Raw genomic sequence first — 26,342 nt, 5'->3', positions numbered from 1 at the left:
GGATCACCTCGGCCCGACGTCGAGGAGCCTCAGGGCGAGGCCACCGCGCCGATCGGACTCATCCAAATCGACCAGAGCCGTAATCCTCCAGTCCCCATCGCCCTTAGGATCAGCGAGGGTCTGAGTGGCGAGCCAAAAGCGGCCCGGCGTGGCATGCTCCGCGGCCTCCTCGTCTCCTGCAGCGGCAAGATCCGCGGCGTTCGGCTCCTCATTAATCACGCACATACTGGCCGAACGAGCCGCCTGATCAATACCGATCCAGTCGTACTCCGCCCAATAGCGGGCGAGCGCATCATCCCAGCGAGCCTCATCCCAAGCCGAATCCGAATCCTCACGGGCCAAAGCCTCCACCGCGTCGCGACTCATGAGCTCGACATGGTGGAAGAGAGCCTTGCGGACGGTGGTGCGCAGCGCATGAAGGTTCGCACTGAAAGCGACACTCCCGTCCTCGTTAGCGCCGAAAGCGAACTCCGTGCCAACGGTCTGCGAATCAGGCGTCATCTCACGGCCCTCGGCGAGCGCCTCCCACTCGTCCAAGAGGGACGAGTCGACAGCCCGGATCAAAGCGTGGAGCCACTCGATAATCGCCTGGACCTCCTGCGTCATCGCAGAATCCGGGATAATCTGGCGCATCGCCCGATAAGCGTCGGAGAGGTAGCGCAAGATCACGCCCTCAGAACGCCCGAGATCGTAGCGGGACACGAGCTCCGTGAAGGTCATGGCGTTCTCCACCATTTCACGCACCACGGACTTGGGGGAGAGCTCGAGCGCTCCAACCCAAGGATTCGCCTTCACATAACTCGCAAAGGCACCGCTCAACAACTCTTCAAGTGGACGCGGCCAGCTCACCTCCTCCAAAGCCTCCATCCTCTCCTCGTATTCCATGCCCTCGGCTTTCATCGCGGCCACGGCCGCGCCCTTGGCAGCAGACTGCTGTGCGAAAAGCAAAGGACGAGGATCTTCTAAAACAGACTCGATGACGGACACAACATCGAGGGCGAAATCGGGGGACTCAGGGTCGAGCAGATCCATCGCAGCGAGAGCGAAGGGTGAGAGGGGCTGATTGAGGGCGAACTCATCGGGCAGATCCCCAGCGGCGCGCAGACGAGGGCGACCATCGCGCACAGCCTGCTCAGTGGAAACATGCTCGACCACTCCGGCGACCCTCATCGAGGAGTAGATCTCGCCCAGACGACGCAGATGAGGATTCACCTCGCTCGGGGGATCATCATTATGGCGAGCGAGGAAGACAAGATGCTCACCCGGGTCCCTCTGAGCCTTCTGCGCGCCCGCGAGCACGTTGAGCACCATCGAATGAGTGAAGGCGAATTGTGAACGCAAACGCTCTGGCGACTCGGAGAGGAGACGCTCATAAGTTCCCTTCGTCCACGAGATCGTCCCATCCGCAGGGCCCTTGCGTTTCTTCTGGGCCTTCTTCTTCGCCTTCTTCAGATCCCGTGCATCCCTCGCGGCCTCCTGAGCGGCGGTCAAACGGGCGCGCTCGCGGGCGGCCTCGACCTCGTGCTCAGGAGCGAGGACCCTGACGAAACCGATCGTGTCAAAACCGGCGCGGCCCGCGCGCCCTGCGATCTGGTGGAACTCCCTGGCAGAAAGATGACGCATCCTCTTCCCGTCGAACTTCACGAGGGAGGTGATGAGGACAGTACGGATCGGCACATTGATTCCGACTCCGAGAGTGTCAGTGCCGCACACAATCGGCAAGAGCCCCTGCTGGGCGAGGCGCTCCACGAGGCGACGATAGCGCGGGAGCATCCCCGCATGATGAACGCCGATCCCCTGGGAGAGCAGGGATTTTAAAGTTTGGCCGAAACCTCGGCCGAAAGACACTGAGCGCAGTTCCGCTGCGATCTTCTCTCGCTTCTCCTTGTCGATGAGCTTTCGTTTGTCGAAGGACTGCGCCGTCGTCACAGCATCCTTTTGTGCGAAGTGAACGATGTAGACCGGCCAACGGCCCTCTTTTAAAAGACGCTCGACCGTGTCTTCCAGACGATCGACGACGTACTCGAACTCTAAGGGGACGGGGCGTTTCGCGTCGTCAACGACTCCGACCTCGCGTCCGGTGCGTTCCTTCCACGCCTTTTCGAAGGTGCTCGTGTCGCCAAGGGTTGCCGACATCGCGATGAACTGCGGTTCGCTCAACTCCAGTAGGGGAAGCTGCCAGGCCCAGCCGCGCTGAGGATCCCCATAGAAGTGGAACTCGTCCATGACGATCATGTCCGCATCCAAGGAGGGGCCGTCGTGAAGAGCCTGATTCGCGAGGATTTCAGCAGTGCAGCAAATGATGGGGGCATCAACGTTCAAGGAGAAGTCACCGGTGATCATTCCGACGTTCTTTGCGCCGAAAAGGGCGACGAGGTCGAAGAACTTCTCCGACACCAGGGCTTTGAGAGGCGCGGTGTAGTAGCTGCGTCCACCCTGCGCCATTGACACGAAGTGGGCGGCGAGGGCGATCATCGACTTGCCCGACCCCGTCGGAGTCGCTGCGATCACGTGCTTGCCGTCGAGGATCTGCATGAGGGACTCGTCCTGATGCGGATACAACGGCCTCCCATTCGATTCAGCCCACGAAGTGAAGGCCTCATAGAGGGCGTCGATGTCGTCAAGAGAGCCATCGTCCTCGAGCTCGTCGAGGAGGTCATTGAGGGGAGCCGTCATATCCTCATTATCCGTGCAAGCCGTGGGGCTTTCCTGATCCTCGCCCCTCGAGTCCCACGTGCTGACCCTTGACAAGCTCCTTTTCGCACTTATGGGAGCCTGATCAGGTCCTATTGACGAACCACCGCATCGGTGGAGGAGAAAGGAGTGCGGCGTGGAAGATCTCGCGAACCAAATCCTGGTGGTCGCGGACTGGCTCACATTGCATGTGACGGTCTGGCTTCTCGTCGGGACTGGCCTCTTCCTCACGATCACATCCCGCGCCGTTCAACTCCGTCATTTCCCGAGCATGATCCGCGCGGTCACGGGCTCGCGTCAAGGAGCAAGGGGAGGTATCTCCTCCTTCCAGGCCTTCACGATCTCCCTCGCCGCGCGAGTCGGTGTCGGCAATGTTTTCGGCGTGGCCGCTGCCCTGCTTATGGGCGGGCCGGGCGCGATCTTCTGGATGTGGATCGTTGCCCTCGTCGGCATGGCGACCGCCTTCTTCGAAGCGACCCTCGCGCAGGTATTCAAAGTCCGTGTCGCAGATGGCTCTTTTCGCGGCGGCCCCGCCTACTACATCTCTCTGGGAATGAAGAACAAGGCACTCGCCACGGTATTCGCAATCATCACCGTCGTGACCTGTGCTTTTGTCATCACCTCGGTTCAGTCGAATGCGATCGCCGGCACTGTGCTCTCCGCCCTCGGCGATGCAGGGGACGATCCAGCGCTCTGGGGGCTCTCGCAGGCGCAGCTCATTATTGCCGCGCTCCTCTTCGTGTTTTCCGCGATGGTGATTTTCGGTGGGATCCGCACAGTCGCCCGCGTCACCGAATGGATGGCACCGATCATGGCGACGATCTACGTGATCATGGTCGCGATCATTGTCGTCATGAACATCGACCAGTTCGGCGCGGTCCTTGCCCAGATCATCCGAGGGGCCGCAGCTCCCGCTCCCATCGTGGGTGGACTAGGAGGCGGAATCTTCGCCGCCCTCATCAACGGTACGAAACGCGGACTCTTCTCCAATGAAGCCGGCCAGGGGACCGCGCCGAACGCGGCTGCGACCGCGACCGTGTCGCACCCAGTGACGCAGGGACTCATTCAATCGCTCGGGGTCTTCATTGACACGATCGTCGTATGCACCGCCACCGCCTTCGTCATCCTCATCGCAGGCCCGGAGGTCTGGGGCGCCCAAGGAGCGAATCCAGCGAACCTCACCTCACTTGCCGTCGCCCATGAACTCGGCGCATGGACGATCATGCCGATGGCGATCCTGATCTTTGTTCTCGCTTACTCTTCGATCATCGCGGCCTATGTCTATTCCGAAACGAATATGACCTTCGTGAGCAACACGAAGTGGGCGGTGTGGAGTGTCCGCGTCGTCTCGGTGTTGTCGGTGGTTCTCGGCGCCCTGGCGTCCCTGGACCTGGTGTGGAACACGGTTGATATCGCGATGGCCGTCATGACGGTGACGAACCTCGTGGCGCTCCTGAGCTTGTCGAAGTGGGGGCGTGGTGCTTTGCGCGATTATGAGCGCCAGCGTCGTGAGAAAGTGGCAGAGCCCGTCTTCAGCGGCGTGGACAACCCGCTTTTGCCTGGTGATGTGCCCACGGACTCGTGGAGGGGATAACACGCGCACCTGGCAGCCAGCCTCGGTCAACGATGTCCCCACAGACTCCTGGACAGAAGAGGGGTGATGCTTCTGAGCGGGGCGCTCGCGGAGCTTGCCAGGTTCTCGTGGTGGTTGCAACGGGGTCTTTGTGAAGGGGGGGATCGTTGTGGGTGGTCTTGCTGGATTCTGCGACCTTGATGCCGTGGCACTTGTGGCCGAGCGCGAACACTCCAGTCTCTTCGAACCCCGGGCGTTGATACAGTGCAGGGGTGGAGTACCGGGACGTTGAGCCCTTGAAGAGGAGACAAGCCACCCCACTTGTCCGACAAATTGTGGGTTCGAGGGCGCTTCGTCGATGCACACACCCCACGAAGGAATAGGCTAATCCCATGAGAATCGTGCGCTTTTCTGATGGTGAATCACCCCGCTACGGCGCCCTCGAAGAGGGATCCAGCCGCGTCGTCGTCCTCAAGGGCGACCCCCTCTTCAGCGAGATCGAACCCGATGGACGCATTGTCGAACTTGAAGAGGTTCGCCTCCTCTCACCTGTGATCCCCCGTTCGAAAGTCATCGGCATCGGCACGAACTTCGGCGAGGAGGTCCGCGCCCCAGGCTCGCCCGAACCTGAGACGATGCCCCCGATCTTCATGAAAACGAACACTTCGGTCATTGGCCCGGACGATCCGATCGTCTTGCCCAAGTGGAGCCAGGATGTGATCTACGAGGGCGAACTCGCTGTCGTCATCAAGTCCCTCGCGAAAGACGTGCCCCTCGACGAGGTCGACCAGGTGATCCTCGGCTACACCCTGTGCAACGATGTCACCGCCCGCGACGCAATGGACGGCGGCCCCTGGCTTAAAGGCAAGTCCTTCGACACTGCCTGTCCGCTCGGCCCTTGGATCGTGGTGGACCCCGAGCTTGATGTGCAAAACCTTGTGATCTCCGGCAGTGTCGGCGATGCGCACACAACCGGCTCGACCGCGTACATGCTGCACACGGTGCGCGAACTCGTCGCCTACTGTTCGACCCTGTTCACCCTGCTCCCCGGAGATGTCATCACCACGGGCTGCCCGGGAGTGTCCGGCCCGATCGAAGCAGGCGACACCGTTTCCTTCGAGATCCCCGAGATCGGTCGGCTCACGAACCCGGTCATTCGCCGATGAATACTCCGGGAGGAGAGTTCCACCCCGGTGGCGAGGGGCGAGGTGAAGCGTGGAAGCGCTGGCCTCGCCCCTCGGCGCTCGGCTGCTTTTCGCTGTGGTGCAGCGGTTTTGGCTGCTACTAGCTGTTGTTGCGCTGCTTCGCTGTTGGCACGAAGACCTGCGGTTCTTTGCCGCGCCACGCCGTCCCTCACCCTGATGAACAGCTCGAGCCGATCCTCTTCACCCCTCAAAGGGATGCGCTCACGCCAACGAGGCCCCTTGGATGAGGTTGAGCATCCGCTCAATGATCTCGGCGGTCACCTCATGCGAACACGCGAAGTTGAAACGAGCCCACTGCGAATAGTCCGCGCCAAGGCTCGCGCCCTCATTCACCGCGATTCCCGCAAGCTCGCGAATCTTTGCCGAAGGATTATCACCGAGGCCGAGCCCCTCAAAACCCCACCAACTGAGATAACCGCCCTCCGGGCGGGTGAAATCGATGGGGGAGTTCGCGATCGCCTGCTCGACGGCCTCCATATTGAGATCAATGTAGCGGCGAACTTCATCCTGCCAGGGATCTGTTTCACGATAAGCCGCGATCGTCGCGAGAGTGCCGATTGTGGACGCCCCGAATTGGAGCTCCGCGCCGACCCGATCCCAACGCTCGCGAAGCCTCTCATCAGGCACGATCAGCTGCGCGGAGGGCAGGCCCGCGATATTCCAGCCTTTGGAGGCCGCCGTCGCGGTCACAGTATGCGCCGCGAAGTCCGCGCCAAGGCTCGCATATGACACGAAGGGAACATCCGCGAGGACGAGAGGGGAGTGGATTTCATCGGAGAAGACAAGTACCTCGTACCCGGCGAGGAGTTTATGAAGCTCAGTGAGTTCTTCGACGGAGAACACGCGGCCGACAGGATTCCACGGATTACACAAGATCATGAGGCCCGCACCGGCCTCCAAGCCAGCTCGAATCCCCTCAAGATCAAGCATCCAGCCCCGCTGGCCTGCGGCTTCACCATGGAGGGAGGGAACCTTGATCACCGGATGGCCCAGGGCTTTCGGGATCGTGAGGAAGGGCATGTAGGCCGGAGTTGGGACGATCACGGGAGCTTGGGGTTGCAGGAAGTGTGTGATCACACTCCGGAGCGATGAGAGGACGGATTCGACAAGACGGACCTGTTCTGGTGCGATCTGCCAGCCGAAGCGCTGTGCCTGGAAAACAGTGGTTGCCTCGGCGAGTCTTGGGGCGAGCCACTTCGGCTGATAGCCCAGGAGGCCATTGCGGATCGCCGAGATCATCACTTCCTCAAGACGAGGAGAGGTGCCGAAATCCATTTCCGCGACCCACGCCCCGATCGTCGGCGCGCCCGTTGAACTCGTGATGCCGCTCCACTTCAGGGAACCAGTGCGGCGCAATTGTTCGGGGGTGAAGGTCTGAATCATGAATGAACCTCGCTTGTGGGCGCTCAGAATCCTGTGCGGGCGATCCCTCAACAGGCTACGCCGCTCATCTTCGGTTCTCAGGACCGACCCCGCCCTCGTCTTTCCCGGAAGCGGCCTCGCCCTCGTCTTTCCTTAGGAGGACCCGTCCTCATCTCTTGGAACACCCCCTTTCTTCCAAGCCGATGAAGGCAATAGCGGGGAAGGAAGAGGCGTTTCCCGGAGTAGAATCGGCCCATCATGAGTGAAACGACAGCCTCCGGCGCCGAAGTGCGCGTTCGATTCTGCCCGTCCCCGACCGGTACCCCCCACGTGGGTATGGTGCGAACCTGCCTGTTCAACTGGGCATACGCGCGTCACACGGGCGGAACCTTCGTTTTCCGCATCGAAGACACCGATGCGGCCCGAGACTCCCAAGAATCCTTCGACCAGATCCTCGACTCCCTCAAGTGGCTCGGCCTCGACTGGGATGAGGGCGTGGACAAGGGCGGGGCGCACGCCCCCTACCGTCAGTCCGAGAGAATGGACATTTACGCCCAGGTCGCCGCGCGCCTCCTCGAAGCCGGTTACGCCTACGAGTCCTACTCGACCCCGGAAGAGATCGAAGAACGTCACCGTGCGAAGGGTGAAGACCCGAAGCTCGGCTACGACGGCTTCGACCGCACACTCAGTGAAGAGCAGATCGCCGCTTTCAAAGCCGAAGGTCGCAAGCCCGTTTTGCGCATGCGCATGCCCGATGAGGACATCACCTTCACTGACCTCATTCGTGGTGAAATCACCTTCAAAGCGGGCTCCGTCCCCGACTACGTCATCGTCCGCGCAAACGGCCACCCCCTCTACACTCTGGTCAACCCGGTTGACGACGCTCTGATGGAGATCACCCATGTTCTGCGCGGTGAGGACCTCCTGTCCTCGACTCCGCGTCAGATCGTCTTGTACCGCGCCCTCGAAGCGATCGGCGTCGCCAAGTTCATGCCGCGCTTCGGCCACCTCCCCTACGTGATGGGGGAGGGCAACAAGAAACTCTCCAAGCGTGATCCCGAATCGAACCTCCTTTTGCACAAGGAAGCCGGGATGATTCCCGAGGGCCTCAACAACTACCTCGCCCTCCTGGGATGGTCGATCGCGCCCGACCGCGACATCTTCACGATGAGTGAACTTGCTCAAGCCTTCGACATTGAGCAGGTCAACCCGAATCCGGCTCGTTTCGACTACAAGAAGTGCGTCGCGATCAACGCCGAGCACATCCGTCGTCTCGACGGCGAGGACTTCAAGAGGCGGCTCGTGCCCTTCCTCCAGCGCGATGGTCTCGTCTCGGCTCAAAGCTATGAAGAGCTTGGCGAGGACGAGAAGACGATCCTCGACCAGGCGGCTCCGCTCGCGCAGACCCGTATTCAGCTTCTCGGCGAGGTCGGGCCCCTCATGCGTTTCCTCTTCACCGGCGCCGAGTCGATTGAATACAACGAGAAGGCTCTTTCGAAGCTCAAAGAGAACGCTCACGAGGTCCTCAGGGCCGCGCGCGAGGTTCTTGAGGGGATTGAGGATTTCAGTGCTGCGGCGAGCAAGCCCGCCCTCGATGCGAAGCTCGTCGAGGAGATGGGTGTCAAGCCCCGCTTTGCCTTCGGTCCCCTTTTCGTGGCGATGACCGGCACGAATGTGTCCCTGCCGGTCGTTGATTCGATGGCGATCCTCGGTCGCGAAGAGGTCCTCAGGCGCATCGATCAGCTCCTGGTTCGGCTGGGCTGAGGTTTTGAGATTCTCCCAGCTGCGGGCGCGACCTTCGGGCCGCGCCCGCAGTGCATATGCCGCGTAAACGCAGCGATACTCCCCTGAGCCTGAGCCTGAGCCTGAGCCTGAGCCTGACCGTGAGCGTGAGTGGGAGTTGTGAACGTGAGCGTGACCGTGACCGTGAGCAGGAGTTGAGTTGTGAACGTGAGCAGAGCTGCGAAGGTGCTGTGAACGTGACTTCGTGCTGTGAATCTGAGTTGGCGCAGCGAAGCCGAGCTGCGAACCCGACGTGAGCTGCGACAGTGCCGTGAGCTGCGAACGTGAGTGGGAGCACGCTTCATTGATTTGGTGTTGGAGGAAGGGCTCGGCTATTCTCTTCTCTTGTCGCCACCGGCTCCATGGGGCTGGGGGTGATACCCATTGGGGTATGGTGTAATTGGCAACACAGCTGATTCTGGTTCAGCCATTCTAGGTTCGAGTCCTGGTACCCCAGCGATCGCAAGTTCAGCTTGCGACAAGGCCCCCATCGTCTAGCGGCCTAGGACGACGCCCTCTCACGGCGTTAACACCGGTTCAAATCCGGTTGGGGGTACGGAACCGGTTCGCCGGTAACACTGATCCTGAGATTCTGATCCTGAAATCACGTTCTTAGGAATCAAGGCCCCCATCGTCTAGCGGCCTAGGACGACGCCCTCTCACGGCGTTAACACCGGTTCAAATCCGGTTGGGGGTACGAATGAAGCGGAAGCCCAGTTGGGCTTCCGCTTCTCTTGTTTCTCGTCGGGCTGTCTGGTGCTTGGCCTTCGGTTGCCAGTCCACAAGTCGAACGCTATGCCGTGGATCCTTGAAGAAACCCCAGGTCAAAGTACGAATCGTCCGACTTGCGTGCGCCTAATGTCCGACTTGTGGGCGGCGCTCAGCCCGGCGGGGGGCTTGCAGGGGCCGCAGGGTGGGGTGTGAGGCAGCGCCGACCTCGCGGGCTCAGCGCTTCAAATAAAGATGAGCCTACAGATCCGAGTCTTCGACGCTGCGCAGGAAATCGGAAAGACGATTCGCCGCGGCGACGACCGAAGGACCATGCTGGCGACCGGGCTGGCGGCCCATGCGCTCAATCGGGCCCGAGATCGACAAAGCAGCAAGAACACGACCGGAGGGGCCGCGCACAGGAGCGGACACGGAGGCGACCCCGGGTTCGCGTTCTCCGACGGACTGCGCCCAGCCTCGGCGGCGAACCTGTGAGAGCATCGTCGCGTTGAAGGACGCTCCATACAGGCCCCGGTGCAGGCGATCAGGCTCCTCCCAGGCGAGAAGCACCTGAGCCGCAGAACCGGCAGCCATCGAAAGGGTTGCACCGACTGGGATCGAGTCGCGAAGCCCCATCTCACGTTCCGAAGCGGCGACGCACACCCGGTAGTCGCCCTGACGGCGGAAGAGCTGCGAAGACTCCTTCGTGTGGTCGCGCAGCGCCTGGAGCACGGGCATAGAAGCAGCAAGAAGACGATCCTCGCCTGCCGAAGAGGCGAGCTCTTGGAGGCGCGGGCCCAGAACGAAGCGTCCCTGCATGTCTCGGGCGACCATGCGGTGATACTCGAGGGCCACCGCAAGACGGTGGGCGGTCGGGCGTGCCAAACCTGTCGCGGAAACCAGTTGGGCCAAGGTGGCGGGACCCGCCTCCAAGGCGCCGAGAACCAGCGCCGCCTTGTCCAGAACACCGACTCCGCTCGTTGTCGAGTCCTCCATGCTCCACAGTCTGCCATCTCAAACGGTGAGACTTCAAGTCTTCGAATAGTGGAACGGCAGACGATGAATATCAATGGGGAAGAACGAATCGCACCCGACGACTCCACTTCCCCCACTCGCAGTTCTTCGCGCGAGGCGCGGAACAAACGCGAAATGCCCGGACCAAGGAGGAAGCGTGACCGGCACAATGGCAGAGAAGGTGTGGCGCGACCACATCGTGAAGCAGGGCGAGGGCGGAGCCCCCGACCTGCTCTACATCGACCTCCACCTTGTCCACGAGGTGACGAGCCCCCAAGCCTTCGAAGGGCTCAGGCTCGCAGGCCGCAAGGTCCGCCGCCCGGAGCTGACGATCGCCACCGAGGACCACAACACTCCGACCCTCGACATCGACCTGCCGATCGCCGACGAGACGAGCCGCCTGCAGATCCACACTCTTCGCCACAACGCGAAGGAATTCGGGATCCGCCTGCACTCCCTCGGCGACGCCGACCAGGGAATCGTGCACGTCGTCGGCCCGCAGCTCGGACTGACGCAGCCCGGCATGACGATCGTCTGCGGCGACTCGCACACCTCCACACACGGCGCCTTCGGAGCCCTCGCTTTCGGCATTGGGACCAGCCAGGTTGAACACGTCCTCGCGACCCAGACCCTGCCGCTCGCCCCCTTCAAGACGATGGCGATCACCGTGAACGGCTCTCTGCCTCAAGGTTCGACCGCGAAAGACATCATCCTTGCCGTCATCGCGAAGATCGGAACCGGTGGGGGGCAGGGCTACGTCCTCGAATACCGGGGACAAGCGATCCGCGAACTCTCCATGGAGGGGCGCATGACGGTGTGCAATATGTCGATCGAGGCCGGTGCCCGAGCCGGAATGGTCGCCCCCGACGAAACGACCTTCGAATACCTCAAAGACCGTCCGCACGCACCCGAGGGCGAGGAATGGGAGCGCGCCGTCGAATACTGGAAGACCCTTCCCTCCGATGAGGACGCCGTCTTCGACGCCGAGGTCATCCTCGAAGCGGCCGACATCGAACCCTTCGTCACCTGGGGCACCAACCCAGGCCAAGGTGTTCCCCTCTCCTCGAAGGTGCCTGACCCCAAGGACTTTAGTGATGAATCACAGCGTCTCGCCGCCGAAAGGGCCCTGGAATACATGGCTTTGAAAGCCGGCACTGCGATGCGCGATATCCGCATCGACACGGTCTTCCTCGGCTCGTGCACGAACGGGCGCATCGAGGACCTGCGGGCCGCAGCGGCCATTATCAAGGGACGCAAGAAAGCCGACTCCATCCGAATGCTCGTCGTGCCCGGTTCCGCCCGAGTCCGCCTGCAGGCCGAAGCCGAAGGACTCGACAGGGTCTTCACGGAGTTCGGAGCCGAATGGCGTAATGCGGGCTGTTCGATGTGCCTGGGAATGAACCCCGACACGCTCAGCCCCGGCGAACGCTCCGCCTCGACCTCGAACCGTAACTTCGAGGGCCGACAGGGCAAGGGCGGGCGCACCCACCTCGTGTCGCCACTGGTCGCCGCCGCCACAGCGGTGCGCGGAACCTTGTCGAGCCCGGCGGACCTCTAAGACTGGCGCGGAAGGAGAACACTCATGGACAAGTTCACGACTCACACCGGCATCGGAGTCCCGCTCCGCCGTTCGAACGTCGACACCGACCAGATCATCCCCGCGGTCTACCTCAAGCGCATTACCCGCACGGGCTTCGAAGATGCGCTCTTCGCTGCCTGGAGGAACGACCCGAACTTCGTCCTCAATCAAGACGCCTACCGCTCGGGCTCCGTCCTCATCGCAGGCCCCGACTTCGGGACCGGTTCTTCTCGTGAGCACGCGGTCTGGGCCCTGAAGGACTATGGCTTCCGCGTCGTCCTCTCCCCGAAGTTCGCGGACATCTTCCGTGGCAACGCGGGCAAGCAGGGTCTTGTCGCCGGGGTCATCACCCAGGAGGACTGCGATTCCCTGTGGAAAGTCCTCGAGAACGAACCGGGCACCGAAGTGACAGTGTCCCTTGAGGCTAAGACCGTCACCGCAGGTCCCGTCACCGCGTCCTTCGAGATCGACGACTATGCGCGCTGGTGCCTCTTGGAGGGCCTCGACGACATCGCCTTGACCCTTCGCGACGAGGACGCGATCTGCGCCTACGAAGCAAAACGTCCTGACTTCAAACCGACAACGCTTCCGGCGAAGTACTTGCCAAAAGAAGAGGTCGTCTCCGCGCGTCCTGTGAATCTTGGTGTGCCGAGTCTTCACGCAAGTGGAGGAAGGGGAGGCTCTTGTGGCGGGAGACTCTGCGTATAAGCCGAGTCTTCACGCAAGTGGAGGAAGGACCTGCTGCTCGGTCAAACGCGAGTGAAAGACGAGGATGAAGGCCCTGAATAGGCGCACATGTGGGGGAGTGAACGTCCCGAGGTGAGCGCTCGAAGCGCGTCCTGTCCTAGAGTTGTGCACAGTTCTAAAGGACAGATCGAGGAGACGATGACCATGCCCTCCGTGCTGCGCGTTGAAGGCGGCTACCCCCTCCAGGGAACCATCACAGTCCGTGGGGCCAAGAACTTCGTCCCGAAGGCGATGGTTGCGGCCCTTCTCGGCGATGGCCTCTCTCAACTGTCCAACGTCCCCCTCATCCGTGATGTCGACGTCGTCTCTGATCTTCTGCGCCTGCACGGCGTTGAGGTGAACTTCGACCAGACATCCGGCGTGATGACGCTCGACCCGAGGAATGTGAAGATCGCTTCGCGTTCGGATATTGACTCCCTTGGCGGGGCATCGCGCATTCCGATCCTCTTTTGCGGACCTCTGCTCCACCAGCTCGGGGAGGCTTTCATCCCCGAGCTGGGGGGCTGTAATATCGGCGGTCGCCCGATCGACTTCCACCTTGACACTTTGCGCCGTTTCGGCGCGGTCGTGGAGAAGCGTCCTGATGGTGTACGTATCCGCAAACCCGCTGAAGGACTTCGCGGTGCCCTGATCGAGCTTCCCTTCCCCTCCGTTGGCGCGACCGAGCAGACCCTCCTCACTGCTGTTCGCGTTGAGGGCATCACGATTTTGAAGGGTGCTGCCGTTGAGCCGGAGATCATGGATCTCATTAACGTTTTGCAGAAGATGGGTGCGATCATCTCGGTCGACACCGATCGGACGATCCGCATTGAAGGGGTCTCGACTCTTCACGGATACCGCCACAATGCCCTTCCCGATCGGATTGAAGCCGCATCCTGGGGGGCTGCGGCCCTCGCGACTCGCGGCGATATTTATGTGCGCGGCGCCCACCAGCCCGATATGACGACTTTCCTCAACACCTACCGCAAGGTCGGTGGTGCCTTCGATATTGACTCCGAGGGGATCCGCTTCTACCACCCGGGCGGTGAGCTCAACTCGATCGCCCTCGAAACTGCGGTGCACCCGGGCTTCATGACCGACTGGCAGCAGCCCCTCGTTGTCGCCCTCACGCAGGCGAGGGGTCTGTCGATCGTTCATGAAACCGTGTACGAGAATCGTTTCGGCTTCACTAAGGCCCTGCGCAAGATGGGTGCGAATATCCAGGTCTACCGCGAATGCTTGGGCGGCACCCCCTGCCGTTTCGGACAGCGCAACTTCTTCCACTCTGCGGTGATCTCCGGTCCGACGCCTTTGCACGCCGCAGACATCACGGTCCCGGATTTGCGCGGCGGATTCTCCCATCTCATCGCGGCGCTCGCCGCCGAGGGAACATCCACGGTCTCCGGCATTGACGTCATCTCCCGGGGCTATGAGCATTTCACGACGAAGCTCAAGCAGCTGGATGCTCGCGTCGGATACCTCGACGCATGAGCGCCATCCGTCACGAAGACAAGCCCGAGGAGCGCGTTTCGAGTCCTGTGCGTCAAGAGGGCAGGAGCATCCACGTCCTCGTCTCTTCCATGTCCGCAGGAGGACGCTCCGTCGCAGTCGGCCCCAATGTTGTGCGCGCCCTTCGCGCCGGAGGGTGGTCCGTGCGCGTATCTGTGACGACCGCGAGTGATGATCCCGTGGCCCTGGCGGCCGCATCCGAAACCTCAGTCGTCGCAGGACTAGGTGGAGACGGTTTCCTTTCGGCCATCGCCCGTGGATGCCACGAAGCGGGCCTGCCCTTCGCGCCGATCCCCGGCGGACGCGGGAACGACTTGTGTCGGGCCCTCGGCATCGGTCACGACCCGATGCAACGCGCCCGCTCACTGGCAGAACTCGGTTTTCGCTCATCACAATCGGATCAGGAACTGGCCTTACGCCTCAAGCCCCTCGATGGGATGTGGGTGAAGAGCGAGGACGGGCGCACGACCCTCGTCCTGGGTTTGGTGTCCTTGGGTTTGGATGCGAGGGCGAATATCCTCGCGAACGACTCTTTCCTCATCTCTGGGCCCCTCGCTTACGGCTACGGGGCTTTTGGCGCACTCGCCTCTTATCGTCCCTCAAGGATTCTCGCGATGGTGGACGGAGTCGAACGCGAATTCACAGGGTGGATCACCTCGGTGTCGAACTCGGGTTGTTTCGGTGGAGGTATCCGCCTCGTGCCCGAATCCGACCTGCACGATGGGCGGATCGAGCTGTGCCACGTTGGGGCCCTTCCTCTTCGGCAAGCGGTCCCGGTGCTCGCAGGTGTGGTCGTGGGGCGAGCCGAAGGACACGAGGTCATTGAGGTTGAACGTGTTAAAGAAGTGGAGATCCTCGAGCCTCGTGGCATGACCGCGATGGCCGACGGCGATCGAGTTGCCGACATCCCCTTCACGGTGATCGGCGCGCCCCATGCGGTGGACGTTCTCGTCTGAGCGGCGCTCCTCGCTAGACTCAAGGCCATGACGAGTTCAATCACGGGTTTCTATCGCTTCGCTCAAGCCGTTTTGACGCCGATCATGACTCCTTGGGTGAAGATCAGGGCCACGGGAACTGAGAACATCCCAGAAAAGGGTCCCTATCTGCTCGTGTTCAACCACTTGTCGGATGTGGATCCGCTGTGCGTCTGCTGGTATTTCATGAAACGGGGTGTCCCCGTGCGTTTCCTTGCGAAGAAGTCCATGTTCGGCGTGCCCGTCTTCGGCAAGATCATCAACGGTATGGGATTGATCCCCGTTGATCGGGAGAAGAACCCATCCCAGGCTCTCCTTCCTGCGACCCGAGCCTTGAACAGTGGTGAGGTCGTGTGCATTTGGCCTGAGGGGACTCACACCCAAGAACCGGATATGTGGCCGATGTCCTTCAAGACGGGTGCCGCTCGCCTCGCACTCGACACGGGTGTGCCCGTCATCCCGGTTGCACAGTGGGGGCCGCAGGACATTATGGATCGTTTCGCCTCAGTGCCCGATATGCGCCCTGGCCAGAAGGTCTCTTACACCTTCATGCCCCCTGTGAAGATGGACGATCTCATCTCGGAAGCCGGCTCGAAGGACCACGAGGCCGTCGAAGAACTCACCACGCGGATCCGCGATGCCGTTACTGCGGGTGTTGAGGACCTTCGCGGGGCGAAAGCTCCGGAGCGGATCTGGAAGGCCTACACGAAGGCCGGCCCCTGGTGGGAAGACGAGCAGAAGCAGAGGGCGAAGAAGGCGAAGAAGGCCGCGAAGAGGAAGAGGAGCTGAGCCACTCGGATCTTGGGCCGACTGGGGTCTTGAGGTTGGCCCGCACGGGGGGTGCCTTGAATTCAGGCTCCCCTTCTCCCAGAGCTCCACCTCAGCGCTTCACTTTTGAATGTCAATGACCATTCGAGTCGGGTTCTTCAAAAAGCCGATCTGGAACTTCCTCGCCTGGTCCATGCCGATCACGATATGCGTCGTGTCTTCGAAGGTCCCATCCTCGCGAACATCAAGGGGCCCGAGCTCAAGATTGCGCTCGCCCGCGTAATACTCGGCGTTGAGTTCATCGCTTGAGGGCATCGCTGTGCCCGTGATCGCGAGGTCGAGGAATGCGTCACCTGCGACAGGAAGCGGTCGGCCTCGGCCCAGTTCGACAGGAGCATCCGTCCAGGATTGGAAGTATCCGGGGACGCCTTCGCCGCTGAATTCGACGACGACCCGGTAAAAGCCCTCGTGATCGCCTAGACGTAGATCATGGAAGACCATGGGCGCCTCGCCCACCTGAGCCATGAGAGGCTCAAGGGAGGTGACCCACTGCTCGCCGTTGATCGCTGAGAGGGCTTGGGTTTCTGCGGGGTCTTGAGTGGAGGGAAGAGCCGAGGACTGGGAAGAGGACTGCGCGTGAGGTGCAGGGGTGCTGTGAGCGGATTGGGGAGCCTGCGAGGAGGACTGCTCGCCTGGAGTCGCCTGGCAAGCTCCGAGGACGAGCAGCGAAGCAATGAGAAGCGGGGCAGAGATGAAAGGACGAGACACTACTGACTCCTTGAGCACTGTGAGGCGAGGACTACAGGTAGGCTCTCACACATGAGTGATGAACGTGCCTACTCGCGCGCCACAGTCCTGGGCACCGGAGCCTGGGGAACGACTTTCGCCCAGATTCTCGCCGATGCGGGACTAGAGGTCTCGATGTGGGGTCGCAACGCGGACGTCGTTGAGTTCATTAACTCCGGTGAGAACGCGAGCTACCTGCCAGGAATTGAACTATCGGAGCGGATCAGCGCGACCAGCGACATCGCTCAGGCCGTCGAGGGCTCGCAGATGATCGTCGTGGCCGTGCCGGTCGCTGCGGTCCGTCCCACCCTCGAGTCCGCTCGCGACCACCTCGCTGAGGATGCGGTCTTCCTTTCTCTTGCCAAGGGGCTCGAACTCGAGAGCCTGTTACGCGTGGACGAGATCATCGCTCAAGCGAGTGGAGCCGATGAATCGAGGATCGCCATCCTCTCCGGCCCCAATCTTTCGCGCGAGATCGCCGAGCACAACCCCACGGCAACCGTCATCGCCTCGACGAATCTTGAGCTTGCGAGTTCCCTCGCGAAAAGCTGCCACACCTCCTACTTCCGTCCCTATGTGTCGACCGATGTCATCGGCTCAGAGATCGCGGGAGCTGCGAAGAATGTCATCGCCGTCGCGATCGGCGCCGCAGAAGGCATGGGCTTTGGCGTGAACACGAGGGCGACCCTCATCACCCGAGGTCTTGCGGAAATCACTCGCCTGGGAACTGCGCTGGGCGCGGACCCCCAGACTTTTTCGGGGCTCGCGGGAGTGGGGGATCTCATGGCGACCTGCTCCTCGCGCCTGTCACGCAACTTCTCTTTCGGCCACCGGGTTGGTCAGGGGATGAGCGTCGAAGAGGCGATCGCCCTTTCTCCCGGCGTCGTTGAGGGTGCCCGTTCAGCAGAACCGATCCTCGCCCTCGCGAAGTCTTTGAACGTGGACGTGCCGATCATCAGTGCCGTCGTATCAGTCGTCCGAGATGGGGCTTCCATCGAGCAGATGGGGCAGATGCTCCTCTCGCGTCCGCAGAAGATGGACGGATGGAGGATCGAACTCGTTTAGACATGCTCCTTCGAGGCGATACTTAACGCGGGTTGGCCCTGCTTGAAGTGGTGTGAACTGCGGTCTTGAGGGGACGGCGCTGACTCTGGTCTAAGGCGCGCGGCCCCTCGAGTGGGGGAGGAGACTTCCTGGGCGATACCCTGGTGCCCATGACTCAAACCTCCAAGCGTCGCGTCCTCATCGTGTTCGGCGGTCGTTCGGGCGAGCACGAGGTCTCGTGCGCGACGGCAGCCGGAATCCTCAAGGCCATTGATCGGACGAAATGGGATGTTCTTCCCGTCGGCATCACCCACGAGGGCGAATGGGTCCTCGTCGAAGACAACCCCTCACTCTTGGAGTTTCGCGAGGGGCGCGGACAATCGGTTCAAGCGGGCGCCTCGAGAGTCGTCCTTGCTCCCGGCTCTGGTTCTCTCCTGGAAGTCACCTACGAGGGCGATCCCGCGTCCCCCGAATCGAAGGTTGCGAATGTGCGCGACTTGGGGCATGTGGATGTGGTTTTCCCACTCCTGCACGGACCCTACGGTGAGGATGGAACAATCCAGGGCCTGTTCGAGATGGCGAATGTGCACTACGTCGGCTGCGGCGTCACCTCGAGCGCGATTTCAATGGACAAGCATCTGACGAAGACTGTCCTGGCAGCTGCGGGCATTGATGTCGGAACCTGGGAGCTCATCACCCCGATGGACTGGGAGGATGACCCTGAGGAGTGCGCGAGGCGCGTAGGGGAACTCGGCTACCCGGTGTTCGTTAAACCTTGCCGGGCGGGCTCCTCGATCGGCATTACCCGAGTCGATTCCCCTCAGGGTTTGGCGACGGCGATTAAGGAAGCGCAGAACTCGGATCCGCGTGTCATCGTGGAGGCGGCGATTTCGGGGCGCGAGATCGAATGCGGCGTCCTTGGGGGCACTGGAATGCGTCCGAGGACCGCTCCATTGGGTGAGATCGAGGTCCCTGAAGGCGAGTTTTACGACTACGAACTCAAGTACATCGACACCGAAGCGATCGGCCTGGTCTGCCCGGCGAAGGTTGCTCCCGAGTTCGAGGCGCAAATCCGTTGGACCGCAGCGAAAGCATTCGAAGCCCTCGAATGCGAGGGGCTTGCCCGGGTGGACTTCTTCCACGACGAGGAAGCGGGCACGGTCATCATTAACGAGGTCAACACAATGCCCGGTTTCACTCCGATCTCGATGTATCCGCAGATGTGGAAAGCGGCAGGAATGGGCTATGCAGCCCTGATCGACGCGCTTCTTGAGCAGGCTCTTGAACGCGACCTCGGTCTTCGCTGAGCCCCTGGGGTCTGTGGGGCGCAGACTGAATGGGACCGAACTCATGGGACTTCGGCCCCGAAGGGACAGTCATCGCGTCCTCGGCGATGAGGAATGCCGGGTATCTTTGAACGTATGACAACGAAGCCAAAAGTTACTCTTGCAACTTCCTCCGCAATGTCGAATCTGTACCACGGCGAGGAAGGCCTACTCGACGCGCTCGCTGAACGCGGCTGCGACCCGAGCATCAAGATCTGGAATGACCCGGATGTTGATTGGACGGACGCTGGAACAGTCATTGTCCGTTCGGTGTCGGACTATCCTCTCCAGCGTCAGGCTTTCCTTGAGTGGACCAAGAAGGTCCCAAGGATCTTGAACCATCCGGATATTCTCGAGTGGAACACCCACAAGACCTACTTGCGTTCCCTTGAAAAGCGCGGTCTTCCCACGATCCCGACGGCGTGGCTGGAACCGGAGCAGAATCTGTCGAAGCATCAGATCCACACGCGCTTCCCGGCTTCCGGCGAGTTCATCGTCAAACCGGCGGTGTCTTCAGGCGTGCGGGACATTGGCCGGTACACGACCGTATCGACGGCGCAGCGCCAGGCCGCTATTGCTCAGGTTCAGCAGCTCCTGGGCGCGGGACGTACTGTCATGCTTCAGCGTTATCTCGAAGAGATCGATACGCACGGTGAGATTTCGCTCGTGTTCTTCAATGGTCTGGTGTCCCACGCCGTTGAGAAGCGAGCGGTCCTCCACCCTGCGACGATCACCGAACCCACTATGCACGAGGCTGTGGTCACTGCGGAAGCCGCTGATCACATTGCCTGGCAGTGGGGCGAGCGGATTCGTCGGGTCCTGCACGCGTATGTTCGTGAGCGCATTGGACGCGACGAGCAGTTCCTCTTCAACCGTGTTGACATTGTGCCCGATGACGAGGGTTCCTTCCGGGTGATGGAGGTGTCGCTCGTCGATGCCGACCTCTACCTTGCGGCAACTCCTGAAGCGCTCGGCAATTTTGCTGACGCGATCTCCGTGCGCGCCCACTGGTGATGAGGAGTCTGGCTGAGCGTGCCTGTTGAAATGAGCCCCCAGGCTTTCGAGGATCTCGTCGCTGAGGCTCTTGAGGAGATCCCCGATGAGTTCTGGGATCGCCTGGACAATGTCGCGATCTTCGTCGAGGACGAGCCGCCTGCCGATATGGAGCCCGATACTCTCGGCGTGTATGACGGCGTTGCTTTGACGCAACGATGTGATTATGTGGGTGTTCTGCCTGACAGGATCCTTGTGTTCCGCAAGCCGACTCTGGCGATGTGCGAAACGGAGGAGGAAGTCGCCAAAGAAGTCCGCATCACCGTGATCCACGAGGTCGGACACTATTTCGGAATCGACGACGAGGCCCTCCACGAGCTGGGTTGGGCGTAGACGTTGGAAGCTGGGCAGGGCGCGTCCCTTACGGGGCGCGCCCCGTTTTCTGCGTTGAGGTTTTCCTTGTCGTGGAGCGGGGGGGAACTAGTGACGTGCCGGATGCCACTTGCCCCTGATCCTCCTGGATTTCGCGTGGCGCGCATTCTTTGCTAGAGTTCCCTTCGTTGCGTGTGAAGCGCATCGATGGTGGCTGTAGTTCAGTTGGTAGAGCACCTGGTTGTGGTCCAGGACGTCGCGGGTTCGAGTCCCGTCAGCCACCCCAGATAAGACCCCCGGAAGCCTGCATTCCGGGGGTTTTGCGTTGCACTGCTTGGGACGTGTTCTCCAATTGGATCGTCGGCTATGCGATCGGGTCCCACACGAAAAGGCACTCCGCATTGCATGAGATGCGCCTGTTCAAAGCCCTTTTTGTATGCCAGGCGACCTTGCTGGATGCATTGTGCGCAACCGTTCGGGAGTGGCCAGTTTCGGTCGAAGGGAACTCCACAAAGCTCTCATCCCTAGTGTCACCACAACCTGCACCAGAACTCCTCCGGTTCCGTATTACCGTCACAGCTGAAACTCGGTTAGGCTGTCCTCACTTTGTTGTGTGTCCTATTCTCCAGAACGAGGTTCCCCATGAAATTCCGTCGTCCATTCGCTGTGTCTGCGGTCACCGCCGCCACAGTGGTCGGAGGTGTCTTCCTCTCGTCTGCCACCGCGCTCGCTGCGGATCAGCCGCCCTTAGCGTGTACCGGTCTGGGATTCCAGTGTGCAGGTCCGAACTCCTTCGGCAGTCTCTCCGCCTCCTATACGACTGACCAGCCTGGACCTGACACAGTCTGGAGCACCCCGCAGGTCGGCCTACTAGACTCGCCGCCCGACGCCCTGGACGTCGACCCAAGCGCCACGGTCACGAGAACCTACGAGATCACCATCCCCTCTCAGGTTTCACCGACCTCGCCGCATAGGGTCTCGCTGCTTATTGAGAACGGCAACGGCTTGTTCGCCCACCCCGCGGACATGCGCTTCCACATCACTGACGCCTCGGGGAACGAACTGCCTGGCGGAACGTGCTCTCCCGAGGAACAAAAACTTCACCCGGGTGAGCAGACGACCGTGACCTGCACGGTCCCCGAAAGCGGAGCGCGGCTCACCGCGTTCCGTCGTGGGGATTTCGGAGGGGAGAACCTGGCCGCCTGGACCTTGGGCTCTCAGACGCAGCCCGCGCCGGCGGCCCCGGAAGCCCCTAGCGTTGAGCCTGTGGTCACTGCCGACGGCCTGGCCGTGACCGGGAAGGTGGACGGCGAGGGGACATGGCGAGCAAGCGTCTCTGTCACCCGTCAGGCCCCCGATGCCAACGGCAAGGAGGCCGTCTACACCCCGGAGATCACCGTGGACGACAAGCCCGTGGCGGCACCCTCCTTCCGCATCACCACCAAGGCCCCGGCCCCGGCCTCGAACGGATCATCCAGCGCCTCCACAGCACCCAGCGATGCGACTCCCCCCGCCGCGTCGGATGCCAATCCGACTAAGCCGGTGACCAAGAGCGCCAAGAACTCTGGGAGACTGGCCAGGACCGGTGCGATGAGCGTTGGCCCACTCGGTGCCGCACTCCTGCTGACCGCAGTCGGCACTGTGGCGTTGGCGTTCAAGCGCGGACGCCGCGTCTGAGCGAGCCTGCGCGACCTCCGAACAAGCGCCCCAGCCACAACCACAGGCACCAGCACAAGTTGGTGAAAACCAGATGAAACACCCTCTATAAAACCTGGGGCTTGACGTTTTAGGGGCAAGCTCTGACGAGCCCCGTGTGCCACGGGCCGATAGGTGCACGAAAAGAGCTTGAGGAGCTGGCGCCTCTTCGAACACTGGATTATCGTCCCGCCGAGCTGTCGATCAAGTGCTTGGCAGCGGAATAGTGCGAGGTGGACGACACACTCCAGCGATCATTGAGGCGCTGCTCCTGAAGCATCGTCTATGAAGGTCCGAAGCACCGTCTGTGAAGGTGGGGTCGGGTAGACTCATTCGAAGGCTCTTGGCGGGGCATCCTGCTACGAAGGTCCAGCCTCGCAAGGGCGCCGAATCACATGTGGCGAGGTGCGAGAGCAATGACACCCACGTCTGAAACCCCCATTCCTGTGGCCATCGCATTGAGTGAAGTACAACGGGCTTCGCGCAATGCGAGACGATTCTGGAACCTCCTCTACGCCGTTGGCACCGCCACAGCTATGGCCTTGATAGTGGGGATACTCCTTGCCACTTTGGGGCACTCGGTTCAAGCGATCGTCACCGGGGTGGCCACACTCCTCGGAGGTGCTGGGAGCGCCTTCTTAGTGAAGATGAAGAACGATGCTGTGGAGGAGCTCGAGCGTGCCAAGAGCACACTGCTGGAGCATTGGAAGGAAGCGGGGACAACCCGTTCAACCACTCGAGGAGTCGGCGAGGGCATGGGTGACCTTGTTGAGAGCCTCATGTCCATCATCTAGGTCTGAGGAGGGCACTAGCCCTGGCGCGAGGGCCCTCGCCTCAATGCGGGACCTCCGCCGATATCGATCGCGCTTGTGCGTCTAAGAGAGGTACTTCGGATCGTGAATCGTGGGGAATGCAGTGTTGATCCGGACTTGCCGCTCACCTGCCGCTGACTTGAATCGAGCCGCTGCCTTCCTCAAGACATCAGAGAGAAGCTTCGGAGCGCTCGTGCCACTCACATGGCTCAATCAGTGAAGACCGGGGGAGTCGCAAGCAAGAAGCTCATTTGACGTGAAAAGCCCCGGAATCTCGAGGATTCCGGGGCTTCCTGGAGCGGATGACGGGAATCGAACCCGCGTGATCTGCTTGGAAGGCAGAGGCTCTACCATTGAGCTACATCCGCAACGCACGAGGCGTGCAGGCACAATCTTAACCGGCAAAGCGCTCGATTGCGAATTATCCGCTTCGGCCCCTTATGATCTAGGAAGCGAAGAGCTCGTACAGGCTCTGTCACGGGGTGTGGCGCAGTTTGGTAGCGCGCCTGCTTTGGGAGCAGGATGTCGCAGGTTCAAATCCTGTCACCCCGACTTCTCACAAGCCCCAGAACCTCATTTCCAGAGGTTCTGGGGCTTTCTCGCGTATCCGATGCGACTAGTCAGTGCACTGCGAGATGCGAGCCGCAGGGTCACCGGGAAGAGACGAACGCAACCTGAGAAAGGCGATGAGTGCTCGCGCCTTGAGTGGGGAAGAGAATCGACGGAGAAGAGCAACGGCGAAGAAGAATCAGTGTTTGCAGCTTGAAATCTCGTGTTCGGCATGCGTGCGGGACTCGAGTTGGAAGGTCGAATGCTCGATCGACACGGGGAAATGCTCGGCGACGCAGTCTTGGAACTGGTGGAGAAGAGTGGTGGCGTGCCCATCGGCGAAGCACTCATCAGCGAGGACGATGTGTGCGGTCAAGACGGGAAGGCCCGTGGCGATCTCGTAAGCGTGCAGATCGTGAACGTCGAGAACATGGGGGACTGAGGACAGATGCTCGTGAACCTCCGACAGGTCGAGGCCCTTGGGGGTCGATTCCATGAGGATCGAGCCTGCTTCACGGATGATTGTGATCGCCCTGGGAACGATGAAGGCAGCGATGAGCATACCGGCGATTGCGTCTGCGCGGGTCCAGCCGGTCAAGGCGATGATGGCGGCGGAGGCAATGACTGCGACCGAACCGAGGGCATCGTTGACGACCTCGAGGAAAGCGGCGCGCATATTGAGGTTCGCGCCGCGCCCACTCGCAAGGATAAGGATTGACGCGACATTGCCTACCAGGCCCACGATGCCGAAGACCAGGAGCCCGACTGAGGCGATCGGGCGCGGGGTGATGAGCCGTTCGATGCCCTCAATGAAGGCGAAGGTGCCGACTCCGAGCAGAACAGTGGCTTGTGCTCCCGCCGCGAGGACTTCGGCTCTGCGCAGCCCCCAGGTGTGCTCCGAGGTTGCGGGTTTTTCAATGAGCGAGGCCGCGGTCACAGCGATGGCGAGTCCGGCGACATCGGTGAGCATGTGCCCGGCGTCGGCGAGAAGGGCCAGTGATGAAGTCCAATACGCCCCGATGACCTCGGCAATGAGAATTGTCGTCGTGATGATGAGCGTCAAGATGAGGCGTCCGCGATGCGCGGAGGAGTGAGAGTGAGAGTGAGCGTGAGAGTGGCTCATGGGAGATGAATGCCTTCCTTCTGCCACTCCGTGGCCCCCCTCAAAGGCGAGGAGGCAAGGGTGACCTTAGTAGTGGCGTCCCTGCTCAGGGTACACATGATGATCGCCTTCAGGAAAGGAATGCTGAAGCTCGCGACTGCTCAAAGCTGGGGTGAGGAGAACGCTCGGCCCATACGGATAGTGCAGAGGCTCACAGGCGGATAGCGCAGAGGCTCGCATACGGATAGTGCAGAGGCTCACGCCGGCAGATTCGCCTTGGAGATCGTGGCTCGCACGTCAATACTCTGATTCGCCCTGGCAGGAATCGCCGCCAGCGAAAGCTTCTCGCCCAGAAGCTTCGCGAGCGCCTTCGTCGAGTCGTCCTCGCCGTGAACGCAGAAAACCTGCCGGGGAGCGGGCTTGAGGGCCCCCACCCAATCGAGCAACTCAGAAGCATCCGCATGCACTGAGAACTCCTCGTCTCGCACGACCCGGCAGCGCACCGCCACCTCCATTCCGTGCATCTTCACAGAAGTCGCACCATCAAGGAGCGAGCGTCCTCGCGTCCCGATCGCCTGATAACCAGTGAGGATGACGCAATTGTTCTCCCCGGGCAGCATGCGCTCGAGATGATGCAAGACTCGGCCCCCGGTCGCCATGCCGGATGCGGAAATAATGATCGTCGGCCTGCCGAAAGTGTTGAGCGCCTTCGATTCGTTCACGCTTCGTACTTCATGCAGATCCAGGTGGGACAAACGCAATCCCCCCGCCTCCTCGCAAAGCTCATCGGCCTGGCTTCGCGCCCGATAGATCTCCAGGGAAGACAAAGCCATCGGCGAATCGACGAACACGGGCACATCCGGGATGCGCCCCTCGCGCAACATCTCATCCAAGGCGAGCAGGACCACTTCCGTGCGATCCACGGCGAAGGCCGGTATGAGGATGCTGCCGCCTAAATCCACAGTGGAACGGATCGCCTCCGCAAAGGCTTCGTGGGCGGGACCTACAGGATCAGGATGTTCACGGTCACCGTACGTCGACTCGACGAGAAGCAGGTCCGCGCCTTCAGGGATCTCCCTCTGACGCAAGACCGGATGGGTGGCGCGCCCCAGATCGCCCGAGAAGAGGATCGAACCGTCCGGGGTCGACAGGCGGATCGAGCCCGAGCCGAGGATGTGCCCCGCCCTCGTCCAAGTCGCTTCCATACCGTCCCCGAGGTCGAGGGGACGAGCAAACTCGATCGTGCGGAACATGGGGAGGGTACGCTCAACATCCCCGATTCGATAGAGGGGCTGCGCGTTCGCATGGCGTGAGAAGCCGTGAGCGTTCGCGAAGTCCGCGTCGCGTTCCTGCAAGAAAGCAGAGTCGCGCAAAATGATCTCGGTCAGCGCGAGGGTTGAGTCCGTCCCCCAGATCGCGCCATTGAAGCCCTCTTTCACGAGCCTGGGCAGATACCCCGTGTGGTCCATGTGTGCGTGGGTGAGGAGAACATCGCTGATCGACGAGGGCGGAACGGGGAATCTGGACCAGTTGAGCAGGCGAAGTTTCTTCTGCCCCTGGAACATGCCGCAATCGATGAGGATTCTCCTGGGACCTGAGGGAGTGTCGAGGTCGATGAGGTACTTCGAGCCGGTGACCGTGCCAGCTCCTCCGAGGAAAGTCAGACGTGTCGCAGCCATGACACAAGTGTGCCTTGCGTCACTGCCTGGTGGGGGAGTTTCGTAGGCGGGGCGGGCAAAAGGGTACGACGACGAGTGGAATCGGCTGCAT

The 26,342-nt window shown here is 61.3% G+C and carries 20 protein-coding genes and 6 tRNA genes; 19 read left to right on the top strand and 7 right to left on the bottom strand.

The window, feature by feature from the left end:
- Positions 1-3: 3 nt before the first annotated feature.
- A complete protein-coding gene (locus tag JFX23_RS06625) occupies positions 4-2,676 on the bottom strand; it encodes a DEAD/DEAH box helicase (protein ID WP_198776249.1) in 2,673 nt (890 codons plus the stop codon).
- A 154-nt stretch (positions 2,677-2,830) separates the two neighbouring features.
- On the opposite strand from JFX23_RS06625, the gene JFX23_RS06620 reads away from it, so the two are divergent.
- Positions 2,831-4,288, top strand: coding sequence for an alanine/glycine:cation symporter family protein (locus JFX23_RS06620; protein WP_198776248.1), 1,458 nt, complete (start codon positions 2,831-2,833; stop codon positions 4,286-4,288).
- 371 nt (positions 4,289-4,659) lie between these two features.
- The gene (locus tag JFX23_RS06615) at positions 4,660-5,433 is read left to right on the top strand and encodes a fumarylacetoacetate hydrolase family protein (RefSeq protein WP_198776247.1); all 774 of its coding nucleotides are present in this window, start codon (positions 4,660-4,662) and stop codon (positions 5,431-5,433) included.
- A 240-nt stretch (positions 5,434-5,673) separates the two neighbouring features.
- Here the strand turns inward: JFX23_RS06615 and JFX23_RS06610 are convergent, their stop codons facing one another.
- Positions 5,674-6,855, bottom strand: coding sequence for a MalY/PatB family protein (locus JFX23_RS06610; RefSeq protein ID WP_198776246.1), 1,182 nt, complete (start codon positions 6,853-6,855; stop codon positions 5,674-5,676).
- Between the two features lie 237 nt (positions 6,856-7,092).
- On the opposite strand from JFX23_RS06610, the gene gltX reads away from it, so the two are divergent.
- From gltX to JFX23_RS06590, 4 genes are all read left to right on the top strand, one after another.
- The gene (gltX, locus tag JFX23_RS06605; RefSeq protein WP_040314182.1) at positions 7,093-8,598 is read left to right on the top strand and encodes a glutamate--tRNA ligase; all 1,506 of its coding nucleotides are present in this window, start codon (positions 7,093-7,095) and stop codon (positions 8,596-8,598) included.
- A gap of 403 nt (positions 8,599-9,001) precedes the next feature.
- Positions 9,002-9,073 (top strand) — tRNA-Gln (locus JFX23_RS06600).
- Positions 9,074-9,099: 26 nt separating this feature from the next.
- Positions 9,100-9,172, top strand: a tRNA-Glu gene (locus JFX23_RS06595).
- 68 nt (positions 9,173-9,240) lie between these two features.
- A tRNA-Glu gene (locus JFX23_RS06590) sits at positions 9,241-9,313 on the top strand.
- A gap of 272 nt (positions 9,314-9,585) precedes the next feature.
- Here the strand turns inward: JFX23_RS06590 and JFX23_RS06585 are convergent.
- Positions 9,586-10,320: an IclR family transcriptional regulator gene (locus JFX23_RS06585; protein WP_005964512.1), complete on the bottom strand. Its 735-nt coding sequence runs from the start codon at positions 10,318-10,320 to the stop codon at positions 9,586-9,588.
- A gap of 175 nt (positions 10,321-10,495) precedes the next feature.
- Between JFX23_RS06585 and leuC the strand changes: the two genes are divergently transcribed.
- The 5 genes from leuC (at position 10,496) to JFX23_RS06560 (ending at position 15,915) form a co-directional block, all read left to right on the top strand.
- Entirely contained in the window at positions 10,496-11,896 is a 1,401-nt protein-coding gene (leuC, locus tag JFX23_RS06580; RefSeq protein WP_198776245.1) for a 3-isopropylmalate dehydratase large subunit, read from the top strand.
- Between the two features lie 24 nt (positions 11,897-11,920).
- Positions 11,921-12,625, top strand: a complete 705-nt coding sequence (leuD, locus tag JFX23_RS06575) for a 3-isopropylmalate dehydratase small subunit (RefSeq protein WP_198776244.1) — start codon at positions 11,921-11,923, stop codon at positions 12,623-12,625.
- A gap of 183 nt (positions 12,626-12,808) precedes the next feature.
- Positions 12,809-14,134, top strand: coding sequence for a UDP-N-acetylglucosamine 1-carboxyvinyltransferase (gene murA / locus JFX23_RS06570; RefSeq protein WP_040314369.1), 1,326 nt, complete (start codon positions 12,809-12,811; stop codon positions 14,132-14,134).
- The gene (locus JFX23_RS06565; RefSeq protein ID WP_198776243.1) at positions 14,131-15,108 is read left to right on the top strand and encodes a diacylglycerol/lipid kinase family protein; all 978 of its coding nucleotides are present in this window, start codon (positions 14,131-14,133) and stop codon (positions 15,106-15,108) included. The genes murA and JFX23_RS06565 overlap by 4 nt, the downstream gene beginning before the upstream one ends.
- A 27-nt stretch (positions 15,109-15,135) precedes the next feature.
- Positions 15,136-15,915: a lysophospholipid acyltransferase family protein gene (locus JFX23_RS06560; protein ID WP_198776242.1), complete on the top strand. Its 780-nt coding sequence runs from the start codon at positions 15,136-15,138 to the stop codon at positions 15,913-15,915.
- A gap of 99 nt (positions 15,916-16,014) precedes the next feature.
- Here the strand turns inward: JFX23_RS06560 and JFX23_RS06555 are convergent, their stop codons facing one another.
- Complete coding sequence (locus tag JFX23_RS06555; protein ID WP_198776241.1) at positions 16,015-16,662, bottom strand: AMIN-like domain-containing (lipo)protein; 648 nt, start codon at positions 16,660-16,662, stop codon at positions 16,015-16,017.
- Between the two features lie 51 nt (positions 16,663-16,713).
- Between JFX23_RS06555 and JFX23_RS06550 the strand changes: the two genes are divergently transcribed.
- The 7 genes from JFX23_RS06550 to JFX23_RS06520 all read left to right on the top strand — a co-directional run bounded on the left by JFX23_RS06550 (position 16,714) and on the right by JFX23_RS06520 (position 22,903).
- Positions 16,714-17,745, top strand: a complete 1,032-nt coding sequence (locus JFX23_RS06550) for an NAD(P)H-dependent glycerol-3-phosphate dehydrogenase (protein ID WP_198776240.1) — start codon at positions 16,714-16,716, stop codon at positions 17,743-17,745.
- A gap of 149 nt (positions 17,746-17,894) precedes the next feature.
- Positions 17,895-19,031 (top strand): D-alanine--D-alanine ligase family protein, encoded by a 1,137-nt coding sequence (locus JFX23_RS06545; RefSeq protein WP_198776239.1) that lies wholly within the window; start codon positions 17,895-17,897, stop codon positions 19,029-19,031.
- Positions 19,032-19,145: 114 nt separating this feature from the next.
- Positions 19,146-20,063: an ATP-grasp domain-containing protein gene (locus JFX23_RS06540; RefSeq protein ID WP_198776238.1), complete on the top strand. Its 918-nt coding sequence runs from the start codon at positions 19,146-19,148 to the stop codon at positions 20,061-20,063.
- 18 nt (positions 20,064-20,081) lie between these two features.
- A complete protein-coding gene (locus tag JFX23_RS06535) occupies positions 20,082-20,435 on the top strand; it encodes a metallopeptidase family protein (protein WP_198776237.1) in 354 nt (117 codons plus the stop codon).
- A gap of 189 nt (positions 20,436-20,624) precedes the next feature.
- A tRNA-His gene (locus JFX23_RS06530) sits at positions 20,625-20,700 on the top strand.
- A gap of 356 nt (positions 20,701-21,056) precedes the next feature.
- On the top strand, positions 21,057-22,091 hold the full coding sequence (locus tag JFX23_RS06525; protein ID WP_198776236.1) for a hypothetical protein: 1,035 nt from the start codon (positions 21,057-21,059) through the stop codon (positions 22,089-22,091).
- Between the two features lie 434 nt (positions 22,092-22,525).
- The gene (locus JFX23_RS06520; RefSeq protein ID WP_198776235.1) at positions 22,526-22,903 is read left to right on the top strand and encodes a TRADD-N-associated membrane domain-containing protein; all 378 of its coding nucleotides are present in this window, start codon (positions 22,526-22,528) and stop codon (positions 22,901-22,903) included.
- Positions 22,904-23,215: 312 nt separating this feature from the next.
- Here the strand turns inward: JFX23_RS06520 and JFX23_RS06515 are convergent.
- Positions 23,216-23,289 (bottom strand) — tRNA-Gly (locus tag JFX23_RS06515).
- 110 nt (positions 23,290-23,399) lie between these two features.
- On the opposite strand from JFX23_RS06515, the gene JFX23_RS06510 reads away from it, so the two are divergent.
- Positions 23,400-23,473, top strand: a tRNA-Pro gene (locus JFX23_RS06510).
- 196 nt (positions 23,474-23,669) lie between these two features.
- On the opposite strand, the gene JFX23_RS06505 is transcribed toward JFX23_RS06510, so the two are convergent.
- Entirely contained in the window at positions 23,670-24,593 is a 924-nt protein-coding gene (locus tag JFX23_RS06505) for a cation diffusion facilitator family transporter (RefSeq protein ID WP_198776234.1), read from the bottom strand.
- 236 nt (positions 24,594-24,829) lie between these two features.
- Positions 24,830-26,251, bottom strand: coding sequence for an MBL fold metallo-hydrolase RNA specificity domain-containing protein (locus tag JFX23_RS06500; RefSeq protein ID WP_198776233.1), 1,422 nt, complete (start codon positions 26,249-26,251; stop codon positions 24,830-24,832).
- Positions 26,252-26,342 lie beyond the last annotated feature (91 nt).

This window comes from Schaalia cardiffensis (assembly GCF_016405145.1).
Taxonomy (GTDB): domain Bacteria; phylum Actinomycetota; class Actinomycetes; order Actinomycetales; family Actinomycetaceae; genus Pauljensenia; species Pauljensenia cardiffensis.
The sequence above is the reverse complement of the archived record's forward strand: the minus strand, read 5'-3'. Positions and strand labels throughout refer to the sequence as shown.

Coding starts and splice junctions, on each gene's coding strand:
- JFX23_RS06565 (WP_198776243.1), top strand. CDS start 14,131: ATGAGCGCCATCCGTCACGAAGACAAGCCCGAGGAGCGCGTTTCGAGT.
- JFX23_RS06585 (WP_005964512.1), bottom strand. CDS start 10,320: ATGGAGGACTCGACAACGAGCGGAGTCGGTGTTCTGGACAAGGCGGCG.
- JFX23_RS06560 (WP_198776242.1), top strand. CDS start 15,136: ATGACGAGTTCAATCACGGGTTTCTATCGCTTCGCTCAAGCCGTTTTG.
- JFX23_RS06520 (WP_198776235.1), top strand. CDS start 22,526: ATGACACCCACGTCTGAAACCCCCATTCCTGTGGCCATCGCATTGAGT.
- gltX (WP_040314182.1), top strand. CDS start 7,093: ATGAGTGAAACGACAGCCTCCGGCGCCGAAGTGCGCGTTCGATTCTGC.
- leuD (WP_198776244.1), top strand. CDS start 11,921: ATGGACAAGTTCACGACTCACACCGGCATCGGAGTCCCGCTCCGCCGT.
- JFX23_RS06610 (WP_198776246.1), bottom strand. CDS start 6,855: ATGATTCAGACCTTCACCCCCGAACAATTGCGCCGCACTGGTTCCCTG.
- murA (WP_040314369.1), top strand. CDS start 12,809: ATGCCCTCCGTGCTGCGCGTTGAAGGCGGCTACCCCCTCCAGGGAACC.
- JFX23_RS06540 (WP_198776238.1), top strand. CDS start 19,146: ATGACAACGAAGCCAAAAGTTACTCTTGCAACTTCCTCCGCAATGTCG.
- JFX23_RS06525 (WP_198776236.1), top strand. CDS start 21,057: ATGAAATTCCGTCGTCCATTCGCTGTGTCTGCGGTCACCGCCGCCACA.
- JFX23_RS06625 (WP_198776249.1), bottom strand. CDS start 2,676: ATGACGGCTCCCCTCAATGACCTCCTCGACGAGCTCGAGGACGATGGC.
- JFX23_RS06500 (WP_198776233.1), bottom strand. CDS start 26,251: ATGGCTGCGACACGTCTGACTTTCCTCGGAGGAGCTGGCACGGTCACC.
- JFX23_RS06550 (WP_198776240.1), top strand. CDS start 16,714: ATGAGTGATGAACGTGCCTACTCGCGCGCCACAGTCCTGGGCACCGGA.
- JFX23_RS06615 (WP_198776247.1), top strand. CDS start 4,660: ATGAGAATCGTGCGCTTTTCTGATGGTGAATCACCCCGCTACGGCGCC.
- JFX23_RS06505 (WP_198776234.1), bottom strand. CDS start 24,593: ATGAGCCACTCTCACGCTCACTCTCACTCTCACTCCTCCGCGCATCGC.
- JFX23_RS06545 (WP_198776239.1), top strand. CDS start 17,895: ATGACTCAAACCTCCAAGCGTCGCGTCCTCATCGTGTTCGGCGGTCGT.